This is a genomic window from Pseudomonas sp. AB39(2026) (assembly GCF_059831485.1).
Window position 1 is genome coordinate 3,965,247 of the sequence record NZ_CP195212.1, and the last position, 25,944, is coordinate 3,991,190.

Below are 25,944 nucleotides of genomic sequence, written 5' to 3' on the forward strand. Positions count from 1 at the left end.
CAGCGCAGCCTGCGGCTGCGCTGGGGGATTCACTTCAGGGCATCGACTTGGGTAGCAGCAGGTTCAACAACATAGCCACTACTGCACAGAGTGCAATGCCTTTCAAACCGAAGTCACCAGGTCCCGCCCCAGTGCCTACCAGTACCCCGCCAATCCCGAATACCAGCGTTACGGACACGATTACCAGGTTGCGTGCTTCGCTTAGGTCTACCTGATGACGGATCAAGGTGTTCATGCCAACGGCTGCGATAGACCCGAACAGCAGGCACAGGATGCCGCCCATGACGGGTACTGGAATGCTTTCCAGCAATGCACCGAACTTGCCTATGAAGGCGAGAGTAATGGCAAATACCGCCGCCCAAGTCATGATTTTCGGGTTGTAGTTCTTGGTCAGCATCACGGCGCCGGTCACTTCGGCATAGGTTGTATTGGGCGGCCCGCCGAACAAACCAGCCGCCGTGGTCGCAATACCATCACCCAGTAATGTGCGGTGCAGCCCAGGCGTGCGCAGGTAGTCGCGCCCCGTCACGCTGCCTACCGCAATCACGCCGCCAATGTGTTCAATGGCAGGTGCCAGCGCCACAGGCACGATAAACAGGATGGCCTGAAGGTTGAAGGCCGGTGCAGTGAAGTGCGGCAGCGCCAGCCAAGGGGCTTGCGCAATACGAGTAGTGTCCACCACCCCAAACCAGAGGGCCAGGGAGAACCCTACGATCACACCCGCCAGAATAGGCACCAGGCGGAAAATCCCTTTGCCGAACACCGCCACAACCAGTGTGGTCAACAGAGCTGGCATGGAAATCAGCATGGCGGTGCGGTACGGGATCAGTTCCGCCCCTTCGCCGCTCTTGCCCATAGCCATGTTGGCCGCAATGGGTGCCATGGCCAGACCAATGGCAATGATGACCGGGCCTATCACCACAGGTGGCAGCAGGCGGTCGATAAAACCGGTGCCTTTGATTTTTACGGCCAGCCCTAGAAAGGTGTATACAAACCCGGCCGCCATAACGCCGCCCATGGTAGCTGCTACCCCGAACTGTCCCTTGGCCAGGATGATAGGCGTAATAAACGCAAAGCTTGATGCCAGAAACACCGGCACCTGCCGGCCCGTGACCACTTGGAACAGCAGGGTGCCCAACCCGGCGGTGAACAAGGCAACGTTTGGGTCCAGCCCGGTGATCAGCGGCATCAGTACCAATGCGCCAAACGCCACGAACAGCATCTGCGCACCGCTGATCACCTGTCGCCAGAGCGGGTCCTTGAGCTCGTCCTGCATATTCAGGCGTCCTTCTGCTTGGTGCCGAAGATCTTGTCGCCCGCATCGCCCAGGCCGGGAATAATATAGCCGTGCTCGTTCAGCCGCTCATCGATCGAAGCGGTATAGATCTGCACATCAGGATGGGCCTGCTCAACGGCTGCAATACCTTCGGGTGCCGCCACCAGCACCATGGCGCGGATGTCACGGCACCCGGCTTTTTTCAGCAAGTCGATGGTCGCCACCATGGAGCTGCCTGTGGCCAGCATCGGGTCGATGATCATGGCCAGGCGGGCCTCGATGCCTGTGACCAGTTTTTCCAGGTAGGTGTGGGCTTCCAAGGTTTCTTCGTTGCGGGCAACCCCAACCGCACTGACCTTGGCTCCGGGGATCAGGCTGAGCACGCCGTCCAGCATGCCAATGCCGGCCCGAAGAATCGGCACCACGGTGATTTTCTTGCCCGCGATCTTTTCAACTTGGACAGGACCGCACCAGCCCTCGATTTCGTAGGTTTCCAGCGGCAGGTCCTTGGTGGCCTCGTAGGTCAGCAAAGCACCGACTTCTTGCGCAAGCTCCCGAAAGTTCTTTGTGCTGATATCGGCACGGCGCATCAAGCCCAGCTTGTGGCGGATTAACGGGTGGCGGATTTCACGAGTGGGCATGGGAAAATGTCTCCGGAGCGGTCAGAAAAATGCGCGGTAGAGTAATCTATCCACCGCCTGCTGTCTGGACGTTAGTCCAGAAACGCTTGATTCGTTCCGTCCGGGTGCGTACCTTTGCCGCCTTTTACCCGCAGCCCCCTGGAGAGCGCCATGCCCGCTGATCTCGAACACATCCGTCAAGTGATGCGCGAGGCCGATTGCCTGTACACCGAAGCCGAGCTCGAAGCTGCAATCGCACGCGTGGGCAAGGAGATCTGCGCTACGCTGGCTGACCGTAACCCTGTCGTGTTCTGCGTCATGAACGGCGGCCTGATTTTCGCGGGCAAGCTGCTTACCCACCTGAATTTTCCGCTGGAAGCCAGCTACCTGCACGCCACCCGCTACCGTAACGAAACCCGTGGTGGCGACCTGTTCTGGAAGGCCAAGCCAGAGATCTCGTTTATTGATCGCGATGTACTGATCATCGACGACATCCTGGACGAAGGCCACACCCTCAGCGCAATCATGGACTTCTGCCATCATGCAGGCGCCTCGGCCGTTCATACGGCGGTATTGATCGACAAGCAGCATGACCGCAAGGCCAGCCCGGATCTGAAAGCCGACTTCGTGGGCCTGCCCTGTATCGATCGGTTCATTTTCGGTTATGGCATGGATTACAAGGGTTACTGGCGCAACGCTGCCGGCATCTATGCCGTGAAAGGGCTATAGCCCCTACCGCACAACCTGTACGGCCGGTTGTTTTACCAGCGATGGTGTACAGTGGCAGGCCCGGTTCCGGAGCCTGCCATGCGCCTCGTATTCCCTGCTGTGATCCTGCTTGCCTGCGCGCTACCCCTGGCCGCCGAACCTATGCACAGCCAGTACCTTCCGCCTGACGAACAGGGGCTCCGCGCCGAAGTACCGGAACAACAGCAATTGTTCCAGGTAACGGAATTTTCCGTGGTGGCCGGCAACCAGCGGTTGTCCAACCAACAGCCTATTCCTGTCACCGCCCCTGTCACCCTGCGGCTCAAGGGTAAACCGTTAGTCAAAGGCGGCACCCTTACTCAAGTCATCGTCAGCTTCGATGCTGAAAGCAAAAGCCTGAAACGGCCAACCCTGGACGAAAACAGCCATACGCTGCTGCTGGCCTACCCGTTGGCCCAGTACCGGGTGCTGATGGACATGCTGCGAAACGATCAGGTCTACGTGCAGTTCCTGGCCTACCCCAACGGCCATGTGTGGGCGGATTTGCACACAGGCAGCGTGAAGGCGCGTTGAGTGCTGGCAATGGCGCGGAGTAAACTGCTGCTCTAGGGTTATCCACAAGGTGAAAAACGCAATGCGCAAAGACAAGAAACAGGTGATCGGCGACGAGATTGCGGACGAGCAGATCAAGCTGTTCCTGGCGGTAGAGCCTGCCGATGACACGCCGCCAGCCCTGCACAAGCTGGTGAAAGCCTACCGCGGGTTGCGCGTGGATGACTTTGAGCGGTTCATAGGTTTTTTCGTGGAAGCGGGCTATGACCTTAACGCCAAAGATGCGCAGGGCCACGACTTCGTTGCGCAGATCCAGGATCAGCGCAACGCAGAGGATTACATCGACATTGTGCGCAAGGCCGCCAACGCTTGACGGCCTGTAGGGTGATGCGCCTGTTTCAGGCGTAGCGCTCGCCGCCAGCTGGCCCGGCAGGTACCAGCCCAAGCTGGGCATTGTTGCGATCGAATACCTCCCGGTACAGCACCGCGTCAGTGGCTAGCGCCTTTTCGCGCGCGGGGAACATGGCCTGAAGCTTTGTCGTCCAGGCGGGCGAACGGTACTGCTCAGGGAAGCAGCGCTCGATCAGTTCCAGCATGATCGATACCGTCACCGAAGCACCCGGCGAGGCACCCAGCAAAGCCGCCAGCGAACCGTCCTTGGCGGATACCAGCTCGGTGCCGAACTGCAGCACGCCACCTTTTTTCGGGTCCTTCTTGATGATCTGCACACGTTGCCCGGCCACTTCCAGGCGCCAGTCCTCAGCCCTGGCCTGGGGGTAGAAGCGGCGCAGAGATTCCAGGCGCTGCTCCATCGACTGCCTTACTTCGCTGACCAGGTAACGGGTGAGGTCCATGTTGTCGCGGGCCACTGCCAGCATCGGGCCAATGTTCCCTGCACGCACCGACAAAGGCAGGTCCAGCAGTGAGCCGTGCTTGAGGAACTTGGTGGTAAAGCCTGCATACGGGCCAAACAACAGGGACTTCTTACCGTCCACGACGCGGGTGTCCAAGTGAGGCACTGACATGGGCGGCGAGCCTACGGCCGCCTGGCTATACACCTTGGCCTGGTGCCGGTTGACGATATCGGGGTTATCGCAGCGTAGCCACTGCCCGCTTACCGGGAAGCCTCCAAAGCCTTTGCTTTCTTCGATGCCAGACATCTGCAGCAACGGCAGGGCAGCACCCCCTGCGCCAAGAAATACAAAACGCGCTTCCAGCTGGCGCGTATGGCCGCTGCGCACATCCTTCACATCGACAGTCCAGCCTCCGGCGTGGCGGTCAAGCCCAGTGACCTTGCTGGCGTACCTGACCTGGGCCTCGGCTGTTGTAGCCAGGTACCCCAGCAGCAGGTTGGTCAGCGCGCCGAAATTCACGTCCGTGCCTTTGGCCACGCGGGTAGCCGCCAGCCGTTCGCTGGCAGGGCGCCCATCCATCATCAAGGGCATCCACTCCACAAGCTTGGCGTGGTCCTCGGTGTATTCCATGTCGGCAAAGGCGTGGTGCGGCTTGAGGCTCTCAAAGCGCTTCTTCAAAAAGCCAATGCCACCTTCAGCCACATAGCTCAGGTGCGGCACCGGGCTGATGAACGCCTTGGGTGAAGCAATAGCGCCTTTGGCTGCGAGGTAGGCCCAGAACTGTTTGGAGACTTCGAACTGGGTATTGATCTGCACGGCTTTTTTGATATCGATCGAGCCGTCTGCTGCTTGTGGTGTGTAATTGAGCTCGCACAACCCTGCATGCCCGGTACCTGCGTTGTTCCAGGGGTTGGAACTCTCCGCAGCGCCAGAATCCATTGCCTCGACCACTTCGACCCGCAATGAAGGGTCAAGCTCCTTGAGCAATACCGCCAGGGTAGCGCTCATGATGCCGGCCCCAACCAGGACCACGTCGACTGCTTCGTTCTGCGTCATTAACGCATCTCCAAAATCTTCTGCATCAAATAGACAGCCAGGGCACCGGGTTGCTCCGCGCGACCTGCACACAGGCCGCAAACAGGCATGACTGGATCGCCGCGGCCGATTTTTCTGCGCTCATGCCGCTGTCAGCCACCAGGCCTGTACTGCCTCCATGAACGCATGTGTGCGGCCGCAGAGCAATAGACCAATAGTCGAGGGCAGGGCAGTGAGAGAGGGTCACCGGCAGTGATAGCTCCGATGCAATGACTGGAACGGGGGCATTAGGGCTGTGCTTGCTGACGCAATGTTGTTCATTATTTGCTCGCCACACTCTCGTGAAGTTGTGAAAACCGGTGTTTTTCACGCTCTTTTGGAGTCGTAAACCTCAAAGCAAGGTCCGCCGCAGTTGAAGGTGGCGAAGCCCGAGGGCCAACCCTAGGCGTACAGGCACGCCCTATTGCTGACCCGAGTGGAGGCCTCTCTGTGGGGCGCGGCTGGAGGCGCACGATGTGCACGAAGGCGGCAGGGCCCGATCAGGAGACATCCTTATAATCGGGGCAAGATTATAACGGCCAAACGGAATAAAATGCGCCTGGAACCGGCAATTCTTGCGCGATGTCCGAACAGCATTGCATGACCGCTCGTGCGGTGAGCTGCTAGCGGCGTTCCGATATACTGCCGCCTTGTCTTTATTCTGGAGAGCTTCGCATGTTGCCACGCCTGTTGTTCGGTTTGATCGCCGCGTCTGCCCTGGCCCTGACGGGCTGCGCCAACAGCCCTCAGCAACTCAACCCGCAGCCGAAAATCACTGAGCAGCTGGCGCCAGTGGGCCATGGCCAGCCGGTAGTGGTCCGCGTTGTTGATGGTCGCCCTTCGCCCACATTAGGCACACGTGGCGGGCTGTACCCGGAAACCAGCGCTGTGTCGGTCAATGGTGCCGATGTGCTACCCAAGCTTCAAGCGCAGGCTGAAGCGGCCGTACGCCTGCTGGGTTTTACCCCCAGCGCCGGCGCGTATAATGCCCCTCAGCTCACCATCACCCTGGCAGACTTGAAATACCAGACTCCCAAAGACAAGGTATACGCCACTGAAGCTACCATTAGCGCAACCTTCCGCGCCGATGTGCAGAACAGCAGTGGGCGCTACAGCGGGCGTTACAGTGCGTCCTTGGACCAGCGTTTCGGCATGGCGCCTAACCAGGAGACCAATACCAAGCTGGTCAGCGACGTGCTCAGCGATTCGCTGACGCGCCTGTTCAAGGATGCAACCATCGGGCAGAAGCTCGGGCAGTAAAGCTGGCAGGGAGCAACACGATCCTGCTCATGAGTGCTGGGCCACCGGCAGTTCAATGGGCCAGTCCAGTAGGCTGATTCCAGTGGCCGGATCTGTATCCGGCCACTGCACGTGCTGGTGCCCACCCAGGGCGCAATACACCAGCCAACCATGATCCTGCACATTCACCGCCAGCCCGCCAACCAGGGCCTCCTGATCTTCGCTAGGGGTGATGAGGTAAAGGCGGTCCTGATTATGGGCGTGTAGCATGGGAGGCTCCGTCAAGCTGTGCAGGGAAGTGGGCGCACAGCCTGACGGGCCTGGATGACCGCTGTATGACAGCGGCCGGTTTATAGGTCCAGTGGTAGCCCAGCCTTTACCCGGTACTGGTTGCGCACAGGGCAGGCATATTGGGCAATCAGCCACGGCCGGTGTTCTTCAGGGCAGGCCTGCAACCGTCGCTGCCACTCGATCTGCGCCTTATCCAGTTCATCGGAGCCAAAAAGCCGCGCAGCCGCAGGCACGTTCAAGCTGGCGTCGGCGCCGTCCCATTGGGCATAGGCCAGGTAATGCACGGGGAACAAGCGGTACCCGGCCAGTACGCAGCGGTCGATCTCGGCCGCCAGCTGCCGTGGGTCGTCGAACCCTTCCGTCAACGGCGGAGTGAAGTTGATATGCACTCGCCCCTTGTAGCCGGTGATGCCCAAGGCAATGCTCACGTCGTCTTCCCCTGGCGCTTTCACATATTCCCCGGTGGTCGCCCGGATATACAGCTCGCGCGCCTTGGCCAGGTCACAAGGGTCATATTCGTAACTAATGGAGACGGGCGTAAGGTTGAGCGACCGAATGACCTCGGAGAAGGGCTCGTCCTTGCGGCTCATGTGGAACATTTTGAGGATGGCCGGATCGGTGCGGTCGTCGCCGTCTTTGGCACGGCCTTCGGCCTGGGCAATCCATATCGATTGGCAGTCGTTACGGATGGAGTGGTTGATGTACGCAGACAGCAACTGGTAAGCGGCAAGCTTCTCTCGCCGGCCAGTGATGTTGCGGTACACGATAAAGCTTTTGTTCAGGCGCATCAGGTCGCTGACAAAGGGCTTTTGCAGCAGGTTGTCGCCAATGGCGATGCGGGGCGTAGGCAGGCCTGCATGGTACACGGCATAGTTGACGAACGCTGGGTCCATCACGATATCCCGGTGGTTGGCCAACAGCAGGTAGGCCGTACCACGCCGCAGTTGCTCGACGCCGGTATAGGTCACGCCGTCAGTGGCGCGCTCGATCGTGTGGTCCACATAGACTTCAATCTTGTCCTGAAGGGCCGCTACGCTTTCGATGCCCGTGAATTCGCCACGCAGCTTGCGGGCGATCAAAGGGCGAAGTGCCCAGCCGAGCGGCCCGGCGAAGCGCGGGAAGCGAAAGCGGGTAAGAATGTCGAGGAAAGCCGGGTCTGCCAGCAAGCGTTTGAGAACGGCCTTGACCTCGGAATCATCGTAGGGCCGGATGGTATCGAATTCGCCCATATGCTCTCTTGTTGGAAACGGCTAGGGTTATAAACAGACGCTGTATTATACGCATAACTTGTAGAGGTGGCCTGATGCTGGAGACCGAGCGTTACCAATGCCCTTGCTGCGGCGAACCGGTGGAGGCTGTACTCGACCTGTCTGGCGGTGACCAGCACTATATAGAGGATTGCCCGGTGTGCTGCAGGCCGCTGAATTTCAGCCTGTACACCGATGGCACCGAATGGTCACTGGATGTTCGCAGTGAGAATGAATGATGCGTCGCGTCTATGAGCCGGAAAGCCTGCTGGAGGCCGAACTGCTGATCAGCATGCTGGGCAGCGAAGGCATCGCTGCGCACTTGAGTGGCCGTCATCTGGTGGGTGGGGTAGGGGAGTTGCCTGCGCTGGGGCTGCTGGCCCTGTTGATCGAGGATGCACAGGCAGAACGGGCACGTGCCCTGATCGATGCGTACAATGCTGCGTTTGTGCTGCCGGCCGACGCGCCGGACAGTTACCCTGGCAGTTTGCTGTGTTGAGCTGGAGCCTTCTCCATGTGTGGTCGTTATGCGTTGTTCCGTTGGGCACCGGCCTTTGCGGCGTTGCCAGGCTTTCCTGCCGGGCACCGTGCGCAATGGAACATATCGCCCGGCCAGCGGGTACTGATCGAGCGCCAGGCCGGCGAAGGTCGCCAGCTTGATATGGCACGCTGGGGCCTTACCCCGCCTTGGCTCACCGACCTGTCTCGTACCCCCGCCCACGCCCGCGCCGAAACCTTGGTGGAACAGCCGATGTTCAAGGACACGTTTGCGTCTCGTCGCTGCCTTGTCCCAGCCAATGGATTCTACGAATGGCGCGGGGATGTACGTAAGCGCCCTTACTGGCTCACACCGGCGCAGGGGTCGTTCCTGTATTTCGCGGCGATCTGGGAAGCGTTCCCTGTGCAGGAACAGGTATGGCTGAGCATGGCCATCGTGACCCAGGCCGCCGCCAGCCAACGCCGCCCGCTAATGCTCGATGCCGCAGGGCAGGCTGCCTGGCTCAACCTTGAAACACCTCTGCCGGTGTTGCATTCGCTGCTGGCCCAGCCGCCCACCGCGTTGATGGAGCGCCCTTTGGCACACCTGGTGAACGACCCCGCCCTCAATGCGCCGGAGTGCCTTACGCCTGCATGACCTAACGATAGCAAGCTTGGCGGTTAGCGGCGCCTCGCCCTTGTGTCCGGCTCGATACATAACTGCTAGCATTGCTGGCCTGCCCCTTACAGGAAGCCTCCAATGCGTAAGCCGTTTGCCACTTTGGCCTTGAGCAGCACCTTGCTGCTAGGTGCATGCCAAGCCGTCAACACCACCAGCGGTGACGCCGTAGGTGTGGAGCGCAAGCAGTACATGTTCAGCATGCTGTCCACTGCGCAGGTGAACGAGATGTATGCACAGTCTTATCAGCAAACCTTGACCGAGGCGTCCAGCAAAGGCGTATTGGAAAAGAGCAGTGCCGAGGCCAAGCGGGTCCAGGGTATTGCCGACCGGCTGATCGCCCAAGCACCGAAACTTCGCCCAGACTCTGCCCAGTGGGACTGGCAGGTAAACGTGATCAAAAGCGATGAGCTCAATGCCAACTGCGGCCCTGGCGGAAAGATCATCGTCTATACGGGCATTATCGATACGCTGAAGCTAACCGATGATGAACTGGCTGCCGTAATGGGCCATGAGATTGCCCATGCCTTGCGTGAACACGGGCGCGAAGCCATGTCCAAGGCCTATGGCGTTCAGATGGCGAGAACAGGTGCGGGCGCACTGTTAGGGTTGGGGCAGGACAGCCTGGCATTGGCCGATACAGTGGTGCAATACAGCCTTACCCTCCCCAACAGCCGTGCCAACGAGAACGAAGCCGACCTGATCGGCCTGGAGCTTGCCGCGCGGGCCGGTTTCGATCCCAATGCGGCGATCACGTTGTGGAAGAAGATGTCCGCCGCCGAAGCCGGCAACGCACCGCCTGAGTTCACCAGCACTCACCCTTCCAGTGGCAACCGTATCGCCGCCTTGCAAGCTGCCATTCCCAAGGTAGAACCCCTGTACCAGGCGGCAAAGAAAGGTTGAGAAACTGCCTCATCGCAGCGCCTCCAGGTTCCCGGCCTTGTAGCAGGTCATAGCCTCGGCCCGGTTCCGTGTAGGAGTTCGCGTAGCGGACGAACGTTGTCAGCCACCTAACCGCATGCACCCAGGTTCCCGGCCTTCGCCTTGGCTACGACCGGTCCCACAGCAGGTCATGGCCTCGGCATGGTCCGGTGTGGAAGTTCGCGCAGTGCGGGCGCAGCGGACGAACTGTTACACCCACCCACTGACCTTCATTGCCTCATACACCGCGAAGGCGGCCAGTACAAAGAATGACAGGGCGGCCAGCCGACGGATAAGCGCGAGCGGAAGTTTTTCGGCGGCGAAGTTGCCAGCCAGTACCACAGGGACGTTGGCTGCCAGCATGCCCAAGGTGGTACCCAGGATCACCAGTAGCAGGTGTGGGTATTGGGCGGCCAGCATCACCGTTGCGACCTGGGTCTTGTCGCCGATTTCGGCCAGGAAGAAGGCGATCAATGTGGTCACGAACGCACCGTGTACTTTGCCGGTACGGGTTTCGTCATCATCGATCTTGTCGGGCACGAGGGTCCAGAGCGCCGTAGCGGTGAAGCTCGCTGCAAGAATCCAATGCAGCACGGTATCGGACAAATAGCTGCTGACCAGTGCGCCTACGGCACCCGCAGCGGCATGGTTGGCCAGGGTGGCAGCCACAATGCCAGCGATGATGGGCCAAGGCTTGCGGAAACGCGCGGCAAGAATGAGGGCAAGCAGTTGGGTCTTGTCACCGATTTCGGCTAGGGCCACTACACCGGTGGGGACAAGCAGGGATTCGAGCATCAGGCTTCCTACAGGGGCGGGTCAACACGGCTATGACACGTACTACCTTCCCGCCCCGGGTGAGGTGAACGTGTCATAGGTCTTGTCAAACCGGCCGGTGCCGCAGGTGGGCACGGGGGTCGCAGCGCCATGGCCTGAGGGCCAAGTATGTTGACGCATGCCAGTGAGCATGAGCTCGCGGAGACTACTCCCCTAGGACGGAGCGGATTCTGCCTTCCTTGACGGCTGTTCGCAAGCCTTACCGTACGGCCCGGTACACTCTGAAACCATTATCCTCTGCCATCACCGTGCAATCACGCAGGTGGGCTTCAATCAGAGGCTGGTAACGCAGGAAGCTATTGGCCACCAAGCGTATTTCGCCCCCTTGGGCCAAGTGCTGCACAGCGCGTTCGAGCAGTGCCTGGCTGGCCCTGTAGTCGGTATGCACACCTGTATGGAAGGGCGGGTTGCTGATGATAGCGCTCAGGCCGTGGGGGGCTGCATCAATGCCATCAGCACAGATCAGTTGCCCCTCCAGCCCGTTGGCCGCCAGTGTCAGCTTGGCACTCTCGATGGCGAAAGCGTCCACATCCAGTAACGTGACGGCGGCCTGTGGGTAGCGTTGCTTGATCACAGCGCCCAGAATGCCGGCACCGCAGCCGAAATCCAGCAGGTGAGCGGGTTTGAGGTTGTGTAGGTGATCCAGCAGCACGCGCGTGCCACGGTCCAGCCTGCCGTGGCTGAAGACGCCAGGCAGGCTGACCACTTCAAGCGATGTGGTGCCGTCTACCTCCAAGGTGAAGCGCTGGGCGAGGCTGTGCAGATCGGGCCTGGCGGGCGCCTGCTCCACATCAACCTGCCATAGCTGGCAGTGGCGTGCGCTGTCCAGCTTGCGTGCGCGCCCGAATGCCCCTAGCTGGCGTGCCGCGCCTTCGATACCGCCGCGCTTTTCGCCCACGAGAAACAGGGGTCGCCCTTCCAGCCCGCTGGCCAGGGTATTCAACACATAAGCGCTGAGCTCACGGGCCTTGGGCAGGAACAGCACGGCGGCACTGAAGTCGCCTTCAGGGGGATGAACGCCGAAACCTGTACGTTCAGCGTAACGGGTAGCCAGGCCGGCATGGTCGGCGGCGTTCCAGCTCCAGCCCGTGGCGTGGGGCAATTTATCGAGCAGGCCATCAGCCGGCAAGCCAGCCAGCAACACACGGCCTTCGAACAAATGGGCCTGGCGAAGCAGCACTTCACTGCGCGGGTCCATGGCGTACTCCTGAGCAAAGACGCCGAGTTTACCAGAGCCGGGTGGGTTACCCGACCACCCGCAGCGGTGTACCCGCGAAGTAGGCTGTGGCGTTTTCACTCAGTTGCCGGATAATCCGCTGCCGCGCTTCCCGGCTGCCCCATGCACTGTGAGGCGTCACAATCAAGCGGGGGATGCTGGCATCCAGCAGGACATTGCCCTCCACAGGCGGCTCTACCGTGAGTACATCAGTCGCCGCTCCGCCCAAGTGCCCGCTGCGCAGTGCGGCCGCCAGTGCCTGCTCGTCAACAATGCCGCCGCGCGCGGTATTCACCAGCAGGGCGCCTGGTTTGAGCAGCGCCAGTTCAGGCGCGCCAATCAGGTTCCGGGTATGGTCGGTGAGTGGGCAGTGCAAGGTAAGGGCATCTATCTGCGGCAGCAGCGCTTGAAGCGGGAGGCGGTCGGGTCGAGCCGGGCGCCCCGGCAGTTGCCCCACCAGCACCCGCATGCCAAAGGCCTGGGCCAGTTTCGCCACGGCGCTGCCCAACTCACCATGCCCTAGCAGCCCTAGGGTTTTACCCTCCAGTTCCATGATGGGGTAATCAAGCAGGCAGAATTGCGTAGAACGCTGCCATTGGCCATCGGCTACTGCGCGTTCGTAGTCAGGCAGGCGTGTGGCCAGGGCGAGCAATAGCATCAGGGTGTGCTGGGCCACAGAAGGGGTGCCGTAGCCTTGGCAATTGCAGACCGTGATGCCATGGGCCAAGGCTGCGGCAAGGTCCACGTTGTTGACCCCTGTTGCACTCACCAGTATCAGCTTCAGGTCAGGGCAGCGGGCCAGCGTAGCGGCGTCCAGTGTCACCTTGTTGGTGATTGCGACCTGAGCACCTGCCAGTCGGCTGGCAACGTCGTGTGGCGTTGTGCCGGGGTGCAGCGTGAGCGCGTCGAACGCTTGGTGAAGCGGCGCAACGTCGAGGTCGTCCAGGCCCAACGCTTGGTGGTCAAGGAAAACAGCACGGCGGGAAAGGGTCATCAGAGGCCTCTAGGCAAGTAAGTGGCTGTCAGGTCGAGCATCGAAACGTTAAGGTAACCGCTGTATCGGCTCGTTACATCTTTTAAAGGGAGTGCACATGTACTGGAGCGAGTTTCTGGCGGTAGCTGCCATCCACCTGCTGGCGGTTGCCAGCCCAGGCCCGGATTTTGCCGTGGTGGTACGCGAAAGCGTCACCCATGGCCGCCGTGCGGGAACATGGACGGCGCTTGGCGTAGGGTCGGCCATCTTTCTGCATGTGGGCTATTCATTGCTGGGCATCGGCCTGATCGTTTCTCAATCGATTGTGCTGTTCAACGTGCTCAAGTGGCTCGCTGCCGCCTACTTGCTGTACATCGGCTTCAAGGCATTGCGCGCTGGCCCGGCCGCTGAAGGGCAGGCCAAGGTGCAGGCCGCCACCCAGGTACGCACGCCTCGGGAGGCTTATGTTGCTGGCTTCATGACCAACGGCCTGAACCCGAAGGCCACATTGTTCTTTCTGTCGTTGTTCACCGTAGTGATCAACCCTCATACCCCTTTGATCGTGCAAGCCGCCTACGGCGTATACCTGGCCATTGCCACTGCTGCCTGGTTCTGCATGGTGGCGCGCCTGTTCAGCTACGACCGCGTCCGTGCAGGCTTCGCCCGTATCGGGCACTGGTTTGACCGTGTCATGGGGGCGGTGCTGATTGCGCTGGGCGTCAAGATCGCACTCAGTGAAGTGCACTGATCCTTTACGCTTTGCACCCCTTGCCCTGTTGCCGCCGGGTATACCGATGCACTAACCCAGCCGGCGTAACAGGCGCCTTACTCAAGGAGTAGCCGTGTCAATGATTCCCTTCCGTTTCTTCTGGCAGCGGGGCAGGCTGCCACTGGCGGTCGGCCTTGCCTCGTCCTTTGCTACCCCTGTGTTGGCGGTCAGCTTCAACATCGGTGAAGTCGAAGGTCAGTTTGACTCTTCGCTTTCAGTCAGCACCGCCTGGTCCACCGCCAACCCGGACAAACACTTGATAGGTGCCAGCAACGGTGGGCGAGGGCTTTCGCAATGGTCTGACGATGGGCGGCTCAACTTCAAGCGAGGCGATGCCTTCTCGAAGCGCTTGGAGGGTATTCATGGCCTTGAGCTCAAGTATGGCGATACCGGGGTGTTTCTACGCGGCAAATACTGGTACGACTTCGAACTCAAGGATGAAGACCGGCCTTTCAAACCCATCAGTGATTCAGGGCGCAAGGCAGCGGCCAGGTCCTCGGGCACCCAACTGCTGGACGCTTTTGTCTATCACAACTACAGCGTGGGTGACTTGCCCGGTACCGTTCGCGTGGGCAGGCAGGTGGTCAGTTGGGGTGAAAGCACATTCATCGGCAATGGCATCGACAGCATCAACCCCATCGACGTCTCCGCCTTCCGCCGGCCAGGCATAGAGATCAAGCAGGGGCTGGTCCCGGCGAACCTGTTCTACCTGTCTCAGAACCTGACCGACAACCTGTCCGCTGAAGGCTTCTATCAGTTGGAGTGGGACCAGAGCGTTGTGGATAACTGCGGCACGTTCTTCTCCCAGTCGGACGTGTTGGCAGACGGCTGTAGCAATAATCTGGTGGTGCCAGGTACTTCAGCCGGCCTGAACCGCTCTGTGGCCAGCAACGAAGGCGTTTTGGTGCACCGCGGTGCAGACCGCGACGCGCGTGACAGTGGCCAGTTCGGCCTGGCCCTGCACTACACCTTCGAACCGCTGAACACCGAGTTTGGTGCCTATTACATGAACTACCACAGCCGCCAGCCTATCTTCAGCGGCCGCGCAGGCGGCGACACTGGCAGCTATTACGTAGAGTACCCGGAAGACATTCACCTCTACGGGCTGAGCTTCTCGACCACGCTACCCACGGGCACGGCCTGGCGTGGTGAACTCAGCTACCGGCCCAACGCGCCGGTACAGGTCAATACCACAGACATCCTCTATGCAGGCTTGGCCCCAGCCCAGGGCTCGCCTGATGGAGACCAGCCTGGCTATCGGCGCAAGGAGATCACCCAGTTCCAGACAACCCTCACCCAAGTGTTCGATCAAGTAATGGGGGCCGATCGCTTTACCCTGGTAGGCGAAGTGGGCTGGACCCATGTCGGGGGGTTGGAGAGTACTTCGGCGCAGCGTTATGGTCGTGACCCCAGCTATGGGTTCGGCCCACTGCCCAATGGTCAGTGCCAGGCACTTAATGCCGGCCTGCTGGGCGGTGCAGCACTTGGCAATGTGGGCCGCTACTGTGAGAGCGATGGCTTCACCACAGCCAATGCCTGGGGTTACCGGGTTCGAGGCACCTGGGACTTCAACAACGCCATCGCTGGCATTAACCTCAAGCCCAGCGTGGCGTGGTCACAGGACGTAGACGGCTACTCGCCTGGCCCCGGGGGCAACTTTGAGGAGGGTCGCAAGGCCATCAGCGTAGGCCTGGAGGCCAACTACCTCAGCACCTATACCGCCAGCCTGTACTACACCAATTTCTTTGATGGCAAGTACAGCACCGTAGACGATCGGGACTTTGTAGCCATGGGTGTGGGCATGCAGTTCTGACCGCCTGACTACCTGCAAATAGTGTCTATACCCCGGCCAGTTTCGGTAGCCGCTCAAGGCCGGGCAAGGCAATGTCCTATTGCCACGTTTTAAAGAGATTGTCATCAAAAGGTCACATTCAAAGCTTTAAATCAGCACGGCCAACTCCCGTGGAATGACTCCACGGACCCCAACAGAGGTGTTGCCGTGAAACTGCTGACCAAAAATCGCCTAACGATTTTGCTGGCTTCGATGTGCCTTTCGGGCATTGCCCATGCGACAGACATCACGGGCGCGGGGTCCAGCTTCGTCTTCCCTGTGCTGTCCAAGTGGAGCCAGGACTACGCCAAGGCCAGCCCTAACCGGGTGAACTATCAATCGATCGGTTCAGGTGGCGGTATCGCGCAGATCAAAGCAGCCACAGTGGATTTCGGTGCCTCCGACGCGCCCATGAGTGCTGACGACCTCAAAGCCGGCGGCCTGGGCCAGTTCCCCGTGGTCATCGGTGGCATCGTGCCTGTCATCAACGTGGAAGGCATTGAGGAAGGCAAGCTGAAACTGGATGGCGACACCTTGGCCAAGATCTTCCAGGGCACCATCAAAACCTGGAATGACCCTGCCATTGCTTCCCTCAACCCAGGGGTAAACCTGCCGGCCACCAACATTACGGTGGTCCACCGTTCGGATGGCTCGGGTACCTCCTTCAACTTCACCAACTACCTGCAGAAAGCCAGCGGTGAGTGGAAAGCCGGTGCTGGCAGCACCGTGCAGTGGCCGGTAGGCGTGGGCGGCAAGGGTAACGAAGGCGTTGCAGCCTACGTGAAGCAGATCAAGGGGTCGATCGGCTACGTGGAATACGCGTACGCCAAGACCAACAAGATGAACTACACCCAACTGAAAAACGCCGCAGGCAAGTTCGTGTCCCCTGACATGAAAACCTTCCAGGCCGCTGCCGATACGGCTGACTGGGCTAGCGCACAAGACTTCAACCTGCTGATGGTCAACGCCCCAGGTGACAACGCCTGGCCGATCGCTGCTACCACCTGGGTCATCATGTACAAGCAGCCGAAGAACGCTGAGCAGAGCAAAGCAGCCTTCGACTTCTTCAAGTGGAGCCTGGACAAAGGCCAGGAGCAGGCCGCTTCCCTGGACTACGTCGCACTGCCAGAAGGCCTAGTGAAACGCATCGAAGGCTACTGGCAGTCCGAGTTCGCCAAGTAACCGCAACCCGAAGCCATCCCTCGATCCGCTTCTGGCGGTTCGGGGGATTTGCCATGAGTGGCCCTACCGATGACCGACAATTCTCACGTGCTCACCAACATGACCGCCGACCGCCACAGCGAAAGCGAGGCCCGTGCGGCACGGGATCAACGCCACGACCTATGGTTCCGCCGCACCGTGCGCGGCGCCGCCATGCTGGTGTTGTTCCTGTTGGCCAGCATCGCCGGTTCAACCCTGTGGGGCGGCAGTGAAGCCTTCAGAACCTTTGGCCTGGATTTTCTGACTACCACGGATTGGGATGCCGTCGCGGGCAAGTTTGGCGCAGTAGTCCCTGTATACGGAACACTAGTCACCTCCTTTCTGGCGCTGCTGATCGCTGTACCGGTGAGCTTTGGCATAGCCATCTTTCTAACCGAAGTAGCGCCGCCCTGGCTGCGCATGCCCATTGCCTCAGCCATCGAACTGCTGGCTGGCATTCCTTCGATCATCTACGGCATGTGGGGGCTGTTCGTGTTCGCCCCCTTCATGGCCGAACACCTGGCGCCGTGGATCAATGACAACCTGGGCGCTATTCCCGGCATAGGCCTGCTGTTCCAAGGGCCGCCTTTGGGTATCGGTACGCTGACGGCGGGTATCGTGCTGGCCATCATGATCATTCCTTTTATTACCTCGGTCATGAATGAGGTATTCCGCACCGTGCCAGTGGCCCTGAAGGAGTCGGCCTACGCCTTGGGTGGCACCACCTGGGAAGTGGTCTGGGACATCGTGCTGCCTTATACCCGTACCGCCGTTGTGGGCGGGGTATTCCTGGGCCTGGGGCGCGCTTTGGGCGAAACCATGGCCGTTACGTTCGTGCTGGGTAACGCCCACCAGCTGTCGGCCTCGCTGCTAATGCCCAGCAGCTCCATCGCCTCGGTCATCGCCAACGAATTCAGTGAGGCCTATACCGACCTGCACCGTTCTTCGCTGATCGGCTTGGGCTTTTTGCTGTTTGTCGTAACCTTCATTGTGCTGGCCATTGCCCGCCTGATGCTGATGCGCCTGTCGCGCAAGGAGGGCCTGTGAGTACGTCCAACGAAAACCTGTACCGGATGCGTGCCTTCAAGAACCGGCTCGCCATGGTGCTCAGTTGTGGCGCTACGCTGTTCGGGCTGTTGTGGTTGGTGTGGATTCTATTCACAACCTTGGCCAACGGTTTCCAGGCCCTGGGCACCGCCCTGTTTACCCAAATGACACCGCCGCCAGGCAGCCCAGGCGGCTTGGCCAACGCCTTCTACGGCAGCGCCTTGATGTCGTTGATTGCATTGGCCATCGGTACGCCCATTGGCCTGATGGCAGGTGTGTGGCTGGCCGAATTTGCGCGCCATACCCGCCTAGGCATCGCCGTACGCTTCATTAATGACATCTTGTTGTCGGCGCCTTCGATTGTGCTGGGGCTGTTCGTGTACACCGCGTTCATTCTGCCGGTGAGCGCCTTGACCAACCACCGGGTAGGGTTCTCGGCCCTGGCAGGTGCGCTCACCCTGGCGTTGCTGGTGATCCCGGTAGTGGTGCGCACCACAGATGAAATGCTTCAACTGCAACCCTCCACCATGCGTGAAGCGGCGTTGGCGCTGGGCGTTCCCCAGTGGAAGCTCACGCTGCAGATCGTATTGCGCGCGGCCCGCGCCGGTGTGGTTACAGGTGTGCTGCTGGCATTGGCCCGCATCACGGGAGAAACCGCGCCCTTGCTGTTCACCGCCTTTGGTAACCAGTTCTGGAGCAGCGATATCTTGAAGCCCATGGCCAGTGTGCCGGTGGTGATTTTCCAGTACGCCATGAGCCCCTTTGACGACTGGCATGCCTTGGCGTGGGCCGGCGCACTGGTGCTGACTATGTTCGTGCTGATGCTTAGCTTGATTTCCCGCCTTATCCTTTTGCGCGACAGGTCCAACTGATGAACAATCTCGCCCCGAAACGAACCAAGATCCAGGTGCGCGACCTCGAGTTTTTCTATGGCGACAACCGCTCGCTCAAGTCCATCAACATGGACATTCCTGAAAAGCACGTAACGGCCATCATCGGCCCATCCGGTTGCGGCAAATCCACCTTGCTGCGCGTGTTCAACCGCATCTATGCCATGTACCCCAAGCAGGAAGCACGCGGCGAAGTGCTGCTCAATGGCGAGAATATCCTGGCGCCCAACTATTCTATGAACCGCCTGCGCAGCCACGTAGGCATGGTGTTCCAGAAGCCTGTGCCGTTCCCCATGTCGATTTTCGACAACATCGCCTATGCCGTGAAGCACCATGAGCGGCTGAACCGGCGGGAAATGGAAGAGCGGGTAGAGCAGGCGCTGCGAGGCGCTGCGCTGTGGGACGAGGTGAAAGATAAGCTCAAGCAAAGCGCGCAAAGCCTGTCCGGTGGTCAGCAACAGCGCTTGTGTATCGCCCGTACCATTGCCCTCCGCCCGCAGGTGCTGTTACTGGACGAGCCGACCTCAGCCCTGGACCCGATCTCCACCGGGCGCATCGAGCAGCTCATCACCGAACTCAAGGAACAGTTCACGGTGATCATCGTGACCCACAACATGCAACAGGCAGCGCGCTGTTCGGACTACACCGCGTTCATGTTCATGGGCGAACTGATCGAGCACGGCGACACGGATACCATTTTTACCAAGCCCAACAAGCGGCAGACCGAGGATTATATTACCGGTCGGTTTGGTTAGTGCTTTGGATGCAGGGCCATTAAAGGCATGTTGTGTGGCAAAAGCGCCAGGCCCGCATTCTTTTAAACGGTTTTAGCGGGCTGTTCGCGGGCTTTGCCCGCTTCATACAGGGGAGCAGCCAGCAAGCGGTCCGTCAAAGGTGGCTGACGTCCAGCCGCGTGTAGGTCACTTTTCCGCCCTCGGTCGTTGAACCCACGTTGTCCAGTGTGTACACCCCTGCCTTGAAATAGAACGCGTACCCGTACCAGCTCGGCGCCAACTGGAATTGCGAGCCGATGTTGTTGATCAGTACCGTCAGTTTGCCTTGCTTGTTCATCTGAATGGCGTAGGCGAAGGCTTTGTTCAAGGGCACATTGGGCAGGGTATAGGCCACCGGGCTTTTGACATCGCCAGGGTTTACCCGGTACTCAAGGTCGATATTGCCGGTGCCGTTGGCATAGCGGTACACCACCTTAAGCAAAGGCGCCGTAGCGTTTTTAGCGTGGATCTGTGCCACCACCACACGGCCTGTAGACGGCACCTGGTTGACCGACAGCGTACCTTTAAGGGTGTTGGTTCCGCTGCTGTACAGCCAATTCTTGGCCTTGCCGTCAATGGACGTTTCCCGCAGCTCGGTACGCGGGAAATCACTGTTGCCAGCATGGGAGCCTGTGACCGGCGCCCAGAACACGATCTTGTCACCGGTGTTGGTGAAATAGGAGGTCTGCAAGCGCGGCAGGGCTGCCGTGGCAATAGTCAGTGCAGGTGTCTCGATTGGAAGCGTAAGGTTCCAGAGGGTCAGGTCGATCATGGTAGAAGCTCGTAAGGGCCGACCCTCGTGCAGGAGGTGTTTCAGCCAGCAGGCGTAGCAGTATCGTGCCGTCCATTGGCGCTACGGTCTGGTTAACGGCACGGTCCGGTAAGGCTTGATGGCATTCTGATAAGCGGCACGGCCGTCGAAGAAAGACGGTGAAACAAATGTCATTGGAATTCATCCCCGCCTTTGCGCTCAAATTGGCCTACGCCGCTTGTTTTTGTTCATGTTTCCAGGAGTTCGCCATGCTTACCCCCAGCCGCCTGATCATCGCCGCCACCACCCTTGCCCTGCTGTCAGGGTGTGCCGGCCAAAACCCCTATGCAGAACAGGGGCAGGCCAGCCAGGGGCAGGTTGGCCAAGGCGTCAGCAACACTACTAAGTATGGCGGCTTGGGTGCGCTGGCAGGTGCAGTAGCAGGCGCGGCCATCGATCACAATCACCGTGGCAAGGGCGCACTGATCGGCGCAGCGGTGGTGGGTGCGGCGTCGGCAGGCTATGGCTATTACGCTGACCGTCAGGAAAAAGCCTTGCGTGAAAGCATGGCCAATACAGGCGTTGAAGTGCAGCGCCAAGGGGATCAGATCAAGCTGATCATGCCGGGTAACATCACTTTCGGTACGGACTCTTCGGCTATTGCCCCAAGTTTCTACGCACCGCTGAATAACTTGGCCGGTTCATTCAAGCAGTTCAATGAGAACACTATTGAAATCGTGGGTTATACGGACAGCACCGGTGCGCGACAGCACAACATGGACCTGTCCCTGCAACGGGCCCAGGCCGTGAGCACGTACCTCAGCTCCCAGGGCGTGGACGCTTCACGCCTGAGTGTGCGGGGTGCCGGGCCGGATCAGCCTATCGCTAGCAACGCCGACGCCAATGGCCGTGCTCAGAACCGCCGGGTAGAAGTGAACCTCAAGCCCATCCCGGGCCAGCAGTATCAGCAACCGGCCCAGTAACCGCACAGCCAGCCTGGATCAACTGTCCAGGCTGCGGCTGGCCTGGATGGCGGTCAAAGCAATCGTATAAACGATATCGTCGACCTGTGCGCCCCTCGGCAGGTCATTCACGGGCTTGCGCAGCCCTTGAAGCATGGGCCCCAGGCTTACGCAATCGGCGCTGCGCTGCACCGCCTTGTGGGTCGTATTGCCGCTGTTCAGGTCTGGGAACACGAACACCGTGGCGCGACCTGCGACCTCACTGTCAGGCGCCAGCTGTCGGGCCACGGTTTCATTGGCGGCCGCGTCGTACTGCAGCGGGCCATCAATCAGCAGGTCGCGTTGTTGCTCGCGCGCAAGCAGGGTGGCTTCTCGTACCTTTTCCACCTCATCGCTTGTGCCGGACTGCCCATTGGAATAGCCCAGCATGGCGACCCTCGGGGCAATGCCCAGCGCCTGTGCCGAATCAGCGCTTTGCAGAGCAATCTGCGCCAGCTCAGCAGCGTCCGGGTGGGGGTTCATGACGCAATCGCCATACATTACCACCTGGTCCGGGAACAGCATGAAGAACACCGAAGACACCAGGCTCCAACCAGGTGCGGTTTTTATCAATTGAAGGGCAGGGCGAATGGTGTTGGCAGTGGAGTGCACCAGGCCGGACACCATCCCGTCCACTTCGTCCAGCGCTAGCATCATAGTGGCAATGACCACCGGGTCTTCAAGCTGCTGTTCAGCCATGGGCGCATTCAGGTTCTTGCTGTTGCGCAACTCCACCATGGGTGACACGTACCGTGCCCGGATGTCATCGGGGTCCAGTATTTCAAGCCCTGCTGGCAGCTCGATACCTTGGGCACGTGCCACCGCCTCTACGTCCGCTGGCTTGGCCAGCAGTACACAGCGTGCAATCCCGCGAGCTTGGCAAACGGCCGCGGCCTGAACGATCATGGGCTCGCTGCCTTCGGGCAGCACAACACGCTTGTTGGCAGCCTGTGCGCGCTGGATCAGCTGATACCGGAATACGGCCGGAGAAAGCCTCAACTCGCGCGGTGTACCGCAGCGCTGGTGCAACCAGGCAGCATCGAGGTGGCTGGCCACAAAATCAGTGATGTGCTCGGCGCGCTCGCGGTCATCTACAGGGATTTCATTGTTCAACTGGTTTAGGCGAGTGGCGGTATCGTAGGAGCCCGTGCTCACCGATAACACGGGCAGGCCGGCTTGCAAGGCGCCTTGGCATAGCTCCATCACGCGTGGGTCCGGGCGGGTATCGCTGGTGAGCAGCACGCCGGCCAAGGGAACGCCATTGAGCGAGGCCAGAGAGGCCGCCAGCAGGATGTCATCACGGTCCCCAGGTGTGACCACAAGTACGCCAGGCTTGAGCAACTGCAAGGTGTTAAGCACGGTGCGTGCGCAGATAATGATCCGTGACATGCGCCGTTGCTCGAAATCACCGGCGTTCAGCACCTGGGCACCCAGCAATTCGGCTATGTCCCGTGTACGTGGCGCATTCAACTCGGGCTGATAGGGGATACAGCCCAGCAGGCGGAAATCGCCACCTCGCAGCAGGGGCGAGTGCTCTCGCAGGCGGCTGGCGAACTGCTCGATGGATTCCTCGGTGCGGACCTTGTTGAGAATCACGCCGATCAGCTTGGGGTCGCTGGCGCCACCGAATAGCCGCGCTTGCAAGTCCACCCGCCCGGAGAGTTCGGCCAGCGCCTCGCTCTCTGGAGCTGATACCAGAATCACATCCGCATCCATGCTCTTGGCCAAGTGCTGGTTCACTCGGGCAGCGTAGCTGGCCTGTCGGGTGGGCACCATGCCTTCCACTACTAGTACATCTTTGCCCACGCCAGCGGCCTGGTACAGGGTGATGATTTCCTCAAGCAGCTCGTCCAGCTGGCCGTCGCCCAGCATCCGTTCTACATGGCCCAAGGCCAAGGGGGCAGGGGGCTTGAGCCCATGGGTACGTGCAACCAGCTCGGTAGAGCGCTCTGGCCCGGTGTCACCAGGGTGCGGTTGGGATACCGGTTTGAAGAAGCCGACCTTCAGGCCTGCACGCTCCAGGGTACGTATCAGCCCCAGGCTGATGGACGTCAGGCCTACACCAAAGTCGGTTGGGGCGATGAAAAAGGTTTGCATGGGCAGTCTCGATCAACGAAACAGGCTACGGTGCAGTACCACCGCTGTGCCAGGAATCGGCCAAGGGTAACGCCAATGGCCTGCGTCATGCACGCTCGACAGCGCCGGCCTGGACAACAGCCCCCAAGCGCCACACAGGCTGCGGCATTCGCAATCGTCACCATGCTTGTTTACACTGAGGCCTTCCTATCTCTGTGTAAAGGTCTCGCCCCATGTCCATTGCCGCCAATAAGGCTGTGTCCATCGACTACACCCTCACCAACGACGCTGGCGAGGTCATCGACAGCTCGTCCGGCGGTGCGCCGCTGGTTTACCTGCACGGCGCCGGCAACATCATCCCGGGCTTGGAAAAAGCCCTGGAAGGCAAACAGGTGGGTGATGAAGTCAAGGTTGCCATTGAGCCAGAAGACGCTTACGGCGAGTACTCGGCTGAGCTGGTAAGCACGTTGAACCGCAGCATGTTCGAAGGCGTAGACGAACTGGAAGTCGGCATGCAGTTCCATGCCTCCGCACCAGACGGCCAGATGCAAATCGTGACCATCCGCGACCTGGATGGCGATGAAGTCACCGTGGACGGTAACCACCCTCTGGCTGGCCAGCGCCTGAACTTCGATGTGAAGGTGATTTCGGTGCGTGATGCCAGCGAAGAGGAAAAGGCACACGGCCACGTTCACGGTGAAGGCGGTCACCACCATTGATTTGCAGCGGGGAGAGGGCATGAGCACATTTCATGACATTCAGGTCACCAGCCTTGATGGCAGTGCACTGTTGCTGGACCGCTTCGTCGATCAGGTTGTTCTGGTCGTCAACGTAGCGTCCCAGTGTGGCCTCACTCCGCAGTACGAGGGCCTGGAGCGCCTGCAACAACGCTTCGGCCCTCGTGGTTTCACTGTGCTGGGCGTGCCTTGCAACCAATTTGCCGGGCAGGAGCCAGGCAGTGAGGCCGAAATCGACGCGTTCTGCACCACCCGCTATGGGGTTACCTTTCCGCTAACGGCCAAGTCGGTCGTAAACGGCGAGGCACGCGACACGCTTTACACCCTGCTTGCAGGGCCAGGTGCAGCCTTCCCTGGAGACATTACCTGGAATTTCGAGAAGTTTCTGGTAGGGAAAGACGGGCAAGTGCTGGCTCGGTTCTCGCCTAAGACCCTTCCTGAGTCGCCTGAGGTAGTGGCTGCGATCGAACGCGCGTTACTGGCGTAATCTGCGGGGGTTCAGCCGAGGCAGGCAGGTTGCCTCGGCCGAACAACGGTCTGGGATGAGTATGGGGCAGCCTGGTTACTGCTAATGCGGGCAAGCAACGGACTCAGACGCTGTCGTAGGCCCTGCCAATCAAATAATAAAAGTCGATAGGCTCGAATGAAGGATGAACCCTGTAGGCATCCTCAAACGTGTCGCCTTGACTGAACACGCCACTGAAAGGGTAACTAGGCGCGTACACCGGTGGTTGGCGTTCGATGATGCTTCGGTACGCTTCACCGAACAGCGATACCGAGGCGGTAATGTGCCCGTCTTCTGAGTCAACAGTGGTAAGGAACAGGCTGTCAGGCGTTATGTCAGGCTCGAAAACGCCTTCATTGGCTATCATTTGAGCCAGCAAGGCTCGCAGGTTGTCTGCGAAGGCAGGGTCATTACGAAAGTCAGTCATAGGCGCTCCTTGGTCATACGCGGCAGTGCGTGACCTGCATTTAAGCGACCTAAAGCGTGCCTCTGGCGCTAATTAAGTCTTTCGCCTGTTCCTGGCCGCTCACGCACCCAGAACACGGTAGCGCCCGCTACGGCGGCAGGCATCATTAACAGGTTGATGACCGGGATCAGTAATACCAGGTAAACGATGCCGCCGAAGCTCAGGCTCGCCCAACGCTTTTTGCGCAGCCAGGCAAGCATGTCCTGCCAGCTCATCTTGTGGTTGTCCGCTGGGTAGTCGATGTATTGGATGGCCATCATCCAGACACCAAATATCAACCACAGCGGTGCCGCGACCAAGTTGACACCGGGAATGAACGACACCACCAGCAGCGCAAGCGCCCGCGGCAGGTAATAGGCCAGCTTGCGCATCTCGCGGCTCAACGTGCGTGGCACCATAGCCACCAGTTCGCCCCAGCTGAACGCAGGAAAGTCATCCTTGCCACGTACCACGATCTCCACTTTTTCGGATAAAAACCCGTTAAAGGGTGCTGCAATGATATTGGCCACCATGGTGAACGTGAAAAACACCATCAGTACCACCAGTACCACGAACAGCGGCCAAAGGAGGTAGTTGAGAAAGCCCAGCCAGGCAGGCAGCTCCGGCATCAGTTGGGTTACCCACAGGCTGAATTCATGGCCGGCGAAGTAGACCAGGCCGGCGAACAGCACCAGGTTGATGGACAACGGCAGCAGCACAAATAGCCGCAGCCCTGGGCTGAGCACCAGTTTCAGCCCCTGGCGAAGGTACTCTGGGCCGGACAATACAGAAGGTGGCATGCAACACGTGCTCCAGAACGTTAAGAGAAGCGAACGGTACCGGCTTTGAGGGCAGGGGAAAAGCCGGGCGCAGCGCGGGAAACATCCAGACAACTTCTTTCACTCAATAGCAAGGGAAGCGCCCGGATAGCGCCCCCCTATCGCTCGAATTGCCAAAG

At 59.8% G+C, this 25,944-nt stretch carries 29 protein-coding genes; 17 read left to right on the forward strand and 12 right to left on the reverse strand.

The features are described from left to right. Nucleotides 1-34: 34 nt before the first annotated feature. Both ACSAMW_RS18175 and upp read right to left on the reverse strand, forming a co-directional pair. A complete protein-coding gene (locus ACSAMW_RS18175) occupies nt 35-1,276 on the reverse strand; it encodes a uracil-xanthine permease family protein (RefSeq protein ID WP_500591473.1) in 1,242 nt (413 codons plus the stop codon). A 2-nt stretch (nt 1,277-1,278) separates the two neighbouring features. Then, nucleotides 1,279-1,917, reverse strand: coding sequence for a uracil phosphoribosyltransferase (gene upp, locus ACSAMW_RS18180; protein ID WP_500591474.1), 639 nt, complete (start codon nt 1,915-1,917; stop codon nt 1,279-1,281). A 150-nt stretch (nt 1,918-2,067) separates the two neighbouring features. Between upp and ACSAMW_RS18185 the strand changes: the two genes are divergently transcribed. The 3 genes from ACSAMW_RS18185 (at nt 2,068) to ACSAMW_RS18195 (ending at nt 3,529) form a co-directional block, all read left to right on the forward strand. Then, nucleotides 2,068-2,625, forward strand: coding sequence for a hypoxanthine-guanine phosphoribosyltransferase (locus ACSAMW_RS18185; protein ID WP_500591475.1), 558 nt, complete (start codon nt 2,068-2,070; stop codon nt 2,623-2,625). Nucleotides 2,626-2,703: 78 nt separating this feature from the next. Beyond that, nucleotides 2,704-3,177: a hypothetical protein gene (locus ACSAMW_RS18190; RefSeq protein ID WP_500591476.1), complete on the forward strand. Its 474-nt coding sequence runs from the start codon at nt 2,704-2,706 to the stop codon at nt 3,175-3,177. 61 nt (nt 3,178-3,238) lie between these two features. After that, entirely contained in the window at nt 3,239-3,529 is a 291-nt protein-coding gene (locus tag ACSAMW_RS18195) for a PA4642 family protein (protein ID WP_500591477.1), read from the forward strand. Between the two features lie 25 nt (nt 3,530-3,554). On the opposite strand, the gene mqo is transcribed toward ACSAMW_RS18195, so the two are convergent. Continuing rightward, nucleotides 3,555-5,066 carry a malate dehydrogenase (quinone) gene (gene mqo, locus ACSAMW_RS18200; RefSeq protein ID WP_500591478.1) on the reverse strand — a complete coding sequence of 504 codons (1,512 nt, stop codon included), beginning with the start codon at nt 5,064-5,066 and terminating at the stop codon, nt 3,555-3,557. A 693-nt stretch (nt 5,067-5,759) separates the two neighbouring features. Between mqo and ACSAMW_RS18205 the strand changes: the two genes are divergently transcribed. Beyond that, nucleotides 5,760-6,344 carry a YajG family lipoprotein gene (locus ACSAMW_RS18205; protein WP_168082579.1) on the forward strand — a complete coding sequence of 195 codons (585 nt, stop codon included), beginning with the start codon at nt 5,760-5,762 and terminating at the stop codon, nt 6,342-6,344. Nucleotides 6,345-6,371: 27 nt separating this feature from the next. On the opposite strand, the gene ACSAMW_RS18210 is transcribed toward ACSAMW_RS18205, so the two are convergent. Both ACSAMW_RS18210 and ACSAMW_RS18215 read right to left on the reverse strand, forming a co-directional pair. Further along, nucleotides 6,372-6,593 carry a hypothetical protein gene (locus ACSAMW_RS18210; RefSeq protein ID WP_500591479.1) on the reverse strand — a complete coding sequence of 74 codons (222 nt, stop codon included), beginning with the start codon at nt 6,591-6,593 and terminating at the stop codon, nt 6,372-6,374. Nucleotides 6,594-6,673: 80 nt separating this feature from the next. Continuing rightward, the gene (locus ACSAMW_RS18215; RefSeq protein ID WP_500591480.1) at nt 6,674-7,843 is read right to left on the reverse strand and encodes a 1-acyl-sn-glycerol-3-phosphate acyltransferase; all 1,170 of its coding nucleotides are present in this window, start codon (nt 7,841-7,843) and stop codon (nt 6,674-6,676) included. A 74-nt stretch (nt 7,844-7,917) separates the two neighbouring features. On the opposite strand from ACSAMW_RS18215, the gene ACSAMW_RS18220 reads away from it, so the two are divergent. The 4 genes from ACSAMW_RS18220 to ACSAMW_RS18235 all read left to right on the forward strand — a co-directional run bounded on the left by ACSAMW_RS18220 (nt 7,918) and on the right by ACSAMW_RS18235 (nt 9,920). Next, a complete protein-coding gene (locus tag ACSAMW_RS18220; protein ID WP_500591481.1) occupies nt 7,918-8,100 on the forward strand; it encodes a CPXCG motif-containing cysteine-rich protein in 183 nt (60 codons plus the stop codon). Continuing rightward, the gene (locus tag ACSAMW_RS18225; RefSeq protein ID WP_500594070.1) at nt 8,100-8,360 is read left to right on the forward strand and encodes a putative signal transducing protein; all 261 of its coding nucleotides are present in this window, start codon (nt 8,100-8,102) and stop codon (nt 8,358-8,360) included. Before ACSAMW_RS18220 ends, ACSAMW_RS18225 begins: the two co-directional genes overlap by 1 nt. Nucleotides 8,361-8,375: 15 nt before the next feature. Beyond that, nucleotides 8,376-8,996: an SOS response-associated peptidase gene (locus ACSAMW_RS18230; RefSeq protein ID WP_500591482.1), complete on the forward strand. Its 621-nt coding sequence runs from the start codon at nt 8,376-8,378 to the stop codon at nt 8,994-8,996. Between the two features lie 102 nt (nt 8,997-9,098). Beyond that, nucleotides 9,099-9,920, forward strand: a complete 822-nt coding sequence (locus ACSAMW_RS18235; protein WP_500591483.1) for a M48 family metallopeptidase — start codon at nt 9,099-9,101, stop codon at nt 9,918-9,920. A 228-nt stretch (nt 9,921-10,148) separates the two neighbouring features. Here the strand turns inward: ACSAMW_RS18235 and ACSAMW_RS18240 are convergent, their stop codons facing one another. The 3 genes from ACSAMW_RS18240 to ACSAMW_RS18250 all read right to left on the reverse strand — a co-directional run bounded on the left by ACSAMW_RS18240 (nt 10,149) and on the right by ACSAMW_RS18250 (nt 12,982). Further along, entirely contained in the window at nt 10,149-10,733 is a 585-nt protein-coding gene (locus ACSAMW_RS18240) for a TMEM165/GDT1 family protein (RefSeq protein ID WP_168082567.1), read from the reverse strand. Between the two features lie 238 nt (nt 10,734-10,971). Then, nucleotides 10,972-11,970: a methyltransferase gene (locus ACSAMW_RS18245; protein WP_500591484.1), complete on the reverse strand. Its 999-nt coding sequence runs from the start codon at nt 11,968-11,970 to the stop codon at nt 10,972-10,974. 46 nt (nt 11,971-12,016) lie between these two features. Continuing rightward, nucleotides 12,017-12,982 (reverse strand): 2-hydroxyacid dehydrogenase, encoded by a 966-nt coding sequence (locus ACSAMW_RS18250; RefSeq protein ID WP_500591485.1) that lies wholly within the window; start codon nt 12,980-12,982, stop codon nt 12,017-12,019. Between the two features lie 97 nt (nt 12,983-13,079). On the opposite strand from ACSAMW_RS18250, the gene ACSAMW_RS18255 reads away from it, so the two are divergent. From ACSAMW_RS18255 to pstB, 6 genes are all read left to right on the forward strand, one after another. Further along, nucleotides 13,080-13,709, forward strand: coding sequence for a LysE family translocator (locus tag ACSAMW_RS18255; RefSeq protein ID WP_168082561.1), 630 nt, complete (start codon nt 13,080-13,082; stop codon nt 13,707-13,709). 100 nt (nt 13,710-13,809) lie between these two features. Then, nucleotides 13,810-15,543 carry a DUF1302 domain-containing protein gene (locus tag ACSAMW_RS18260; protein ID WP_500594071.1) on the forward strand — a complete coding sequence of 578 codons (1,734 nt, stop codon included), beginning with the start codon at nt 13,810-13,812 and terminating at the stop codon, nt 15,541-15,543. 186 nt (nt 15,544-15,729) lie between these two features. Beyond that, a complete protein-coding gene (gene pstS, locus ACSAMW_RS18265) occupies nt 15,730-16,743 on the forward strand; it encodes a phosphate ABC transporter substrate-binding protein PstS (RefSeq protein ID WP_500591486.1) in 1,014 nt (337 codons plus the stop codon). A 69-nt stretch (nt 16,744-16,812) separates the two neighbouring features. Further along, nucleotides 16,813-17,808, forward strand: coding sequence for a phosphate ABC transporter permease subunit PstC (pstC, locus tag ACSAMW_RS18270; protein ID WP_500591487.1), 996 nt, complete (start codon nt 16,813-16,815; stop codon nt 17,806-17,808). Between the two features lie 26 nt (nt 17,809-17,834). Continuing rightward, nucleotides 17,835-18,680, forward strand: a complete 846-nt coding sequence (pstA, locus tag ACSAMW_RS18275; RefSeq protein ID WP_500594072.1) for a phosphate ABC transporter permease PstA — start codon at nt 17,835-17,837, stop codon at nt 18,678-18,680. Then, nucleotides 18,680-19,453 carry a phosphate ABC transporter ATP-binding protein PstB gene (pstB, locus tag ACSAMW_RS18280; RefSeq protein WP_168082553.1) on the forward strand — a complete coding sequence of 258 codons (774 nt, stop codon included), beginning with the start codon at nt 18,680-18,682 and terminating at the stop codon, nt 19,451-19,453. The genes pstA and pstB overlap by 1 nt, the downstream gene beginning before the upstream one ends. Nucleotides 19,454-19,586: 133 nt before the next feature. On the opposite strand, the gene ACSAMW_RS18285 is transcribed toward pstB, so the two are convergent. After that, nucleotides 19,587-20,243, reverse strand: a complete 657-nt coding sequence (locus ACSAMW_RS18285) for a polysaccharide lyase family 7 protein (RefSeq protein WP_500591488.1) — start codon at nt 20,241-20,243, stop codon at nt 19,587-19,589. Nucleotides 20,244-20,491: 248 nt separating this feature from the next. Between ACSAMW_RS18285 and ACSAMW_RS18290 the strand changes: the two genes are divergently transcribed. Then, a complete protein-coding gene (locus ACSAMW_RS18290; protein WP_500591489.1) occupies nt 20,492-21,205 on the forward strand; it encodes a YiaD family glycine zipper/OmpA-like lipoprotein in 714 nt (237 codons plus the stop codon). An 18-nt stretch (nt 21,206-21,223) separates the two neighbouring features. Here ACSAMW_RS18290 and pta read toward each other — a convergent pair whose 3' ends face one another. Next, nucleotides 21,224-23,320: a phosphate acetyltransferase gene (pta, locus tag ACSAMW_RS18295; protein ID WP_500591490.1), complete on the reverse strand. Its 2,097-nt coding sequence runs from the start codon at nt 23,318-23,320 to the stop codon at nt 21,224-21,226. 212 nt (nt 23,321-23,532) lie between these two features. On the opposite strand from pta, the gene ACSAMW_RS18300 reads away from it, so the two are divergent. Further along, nucleotides 23,533-24,018 carry an FKBP-type peptidyl-prolyl cis-trans isomerase gene (locus ACSAMW_RS18300; RefSeq protein WP_168082545.1) on the forward strand — a complete coding sequence of 162 codons (486 nt, stop codon included), beginning with the start codon at nt 23,533-23,535 and terminating at the stop codon, nt 24,016-24,018. Between the two features lie 19 nt (nt 24,019-24,037). Next, the gene (locus ACSAMW_RS18305; protein ID WP_500591491.1) at nt 24,038-24,523 is read left to right on the forward strand and encodes a glutathione peroxidase; all 486 of its coding nucleotides are present in this window, start codon (nt 24,038-24,040) and stop codon (nt 24,521-24,523) included. A gap of 103 nt (nt 24,524-24,626) precedes the next feature. On the opposite strand, the gene ACSAMW_RS18310 is transcribed toward ACSAMW_RS18305, so the two are convergent. Then, nucleotides 24,627-24,968 (reverse strand): hypothetical protein, encoded by a 342-nt coding sequence (locus tag ACSAMW_RS18310; protein ID WP_500591492.1) that lies wholly within the window; start codon nt 24,966-24,968, stop codon nt 24,627-24,629. 68 nt (nt 24,969-25,036) lie between these two features. After that, nucleotides 25,037-25,786, reverse strand: coding sequence for a sulfate transporter CysZ (cysZ, locus tag ACSAMW_RS18315; protein WP_500591493.1), 750 nt, complete (start codon nt 25,784-25,786; stop codon nt 25,037-25,039). Nucleotides 25,787-25,944: the final 158 nt, after the last annotated feature.

Bases quoted from the DNA above. Each gene is read 5' to 3' on its own strand.
- ACSAMW_RS18235 (WP_500591483.1), top strand. From the start codon at position 9,099: ATGCGTAAGCCGTTTGCCACTTTGGCCTTGAGCAGCACCTTGCTGCTA.
- pta (WP_500591490.1), bottom strand. From the start codon at position 23,320: ATGCAAACCTTTTTCATCGCCCCAACCGACTTTGGTGTAGGCCTGACG.
- ACSAMW_RS18190 (WP_500591476.1), top strand. From the start codon at position 2,704: ATGCGCCTCGTATTCCCTGCTGTGATCCTGCTTGCCTGCGCGCTACCC.
- ACSAMW_RS18185 (WP_500591475.1), top strand. From the start codon at position 2,068: ATGCCCGCTGATCTCGAACACATCCGTCAAGTGATGCGCGAGGCCGAT.
- ACSAMW_RS18250 (WP_500591485.1), bottom strand. From the start codon at position 12,982: ATGACCCTTTCCCGCCGTGCTGTTTTCCTTGACCACCAAGCGTTGGGC.
- ACSAMW_RS18205 (WP_168082579.1), top strand. From the start codon at position 5,760: ATGTTGCCACGCCTGTTGTTCGGTTTGATCGCCGCGTCTGCCCTGGCC.
- ACSAMW_RS18225 (WP_500594070.1), top strand. From the start codon at position 8,100: ATGCGTCGCGTCTATGAGCCGGAAAGCCTGCTGGAGGCCGAACTGCTG.
- ACSAMW_RS18310 (WP_500591492.1), bottom strand. From the start codon at position 24,968: ATGACTGACTTTCGTAATGACCCTGCCTTCGCAGACAACCTGCGAGCC.
- pstA (WP_500594072.1), top strand. From the start codon at position 17,835: ATGCGTGCCTTCAAGAACCGGCTCGCCATGGTGCTCAGTTGTGGCGCT.
- ACSAMW_RS18290 (WP_500591489.1), top strand. From the start codon at position 20,492: ATGCTTACCCCCAGCCGCCTGATCATCGCCGCCACCACCCTTGCCCTG.
- ACSAMW_RS18245 (WP_500591484.1), bottom strand. From the start codon at position 11,970: ATGGACCCGCGCAGTGAAGTGCTGCTTCGCCAGGCCCATTTGTTCGAA.
- ACSAMW_RS18260 (WP_500594071.1), top strand. From the start codon at position 13,810: ATGATTCCCTTCCGTTTCTTCTGGCAGCGGGGCAGGCTGCCACTGGCG.
- ACSAMW_RS18195 (WP_500591477.1), top strand. From the start codon at position 3,239: ATGCGCAAAGACAAGAAACAGGTGATCGGCGACGAGATTGCGGACGAG.
- mqo (WP_500591478.1), bottom strand. From the start codon at position 5,066: ATGACGCAGAACGAAGCAGTCGACGTGGTCCTGGTTGGGGCCGGCATC.
- ACSAMW_RS18300 (WP_168082545.1), top strand. From the start codon at position 23,533: ATGTCCATTGCCGCCAATAAGGCTGTGTCCATCGACTACACCCTCACC.
- ACSAMW_RS18285 (WP_500591488.1), bottom strand. From the start codon at position 20,243: ATGATCGACCTGACCCTCTGGAACCTTACGCTTCCAATCGAGACACCT.
- ACSAMW_RS18215 (WP_500591480.1), bottom strand. From the start codon at position 7,843: ATGGGCGAATTCGATACCATCCGGCCCTACGATGATTCCGAGGTCAAG.
- ACSAMW_RS18255 (WP_168082561.1), top strand. From the start codon at position 13,080: ATGTACTGGAGCGAGTTTCTGGCGGTAGCTGCCATCCACCTGCTGGCG.
- ACSAMW_RS18220 (WP_500591481.1), top strand. From the start codon at position 7,918: ATGCTGGAGACCGAGCGTTACCAATGCCCTTGCTGCGGCGAACCGGTG.
- ACSAMW_RS18305 (WP_500591491.1), top strand. From the start codon at position 24,038: ATGAGCACATTTCATGACATTCAGGTCACCAGCCTTGATGGCAGTGCA.
- ACSAMW_RS18210 (WP_500591479.1), bottom strand. From the start codon at position 6,593: ATGCTACACGCCCATAATCAGGACCGCCTTTACCTCATCACCCCTAGC.
- ACSAMW_RS18175 (WP_500591473.1), bottom strand. From the start codon at position 1,276: ATGCAGGACGAGCTCAAGGACCCGCTCTGGCGACAGGTGATCAGCGGT.
- pstC (WP_500591487.1), top strand. From the start codon at position 16,813: ATGACCGACAATTCTCACGTGCTCACCAACATGACCGCCGACCGCCAC.
- ACSAMW_RS18240 (WP_168082567.1), bottom strand. From the start codon at position 10,733: ATGCTCGAATCCCTGCTTGTCCCCACCGGTGTAGTGGCCCTAGCCGAA.
- ACSAMW_RS18230 (WP_500591482.1), top strand. From the start codon at position 8,376: ATGTGTGGTCGTTATGCGTTGTTCCGTTGGGCACCGGCCTTTGCGGCG.
- pstB (WP_168082553.1), top strand. From the start codon at position 18,680: ATGAACAATCTCGCCCCGAAACGAACCAAGATCCAGGTGCGCGACCTC.
- cysZ (WP_500591493.1), bottom strand. From the start codon at position 25,786: ATGCCACCTTCTGTATTGTCCGGCCCAGAGTACCTTCGCCAGGGGCTG.
- upp (WP_500591474.1), bottom strand. From the start codon at position 1,917: ATGCCCACTCGTGAAATCCGCCACCCGTTAATCCGCCACAAGCTGGGC.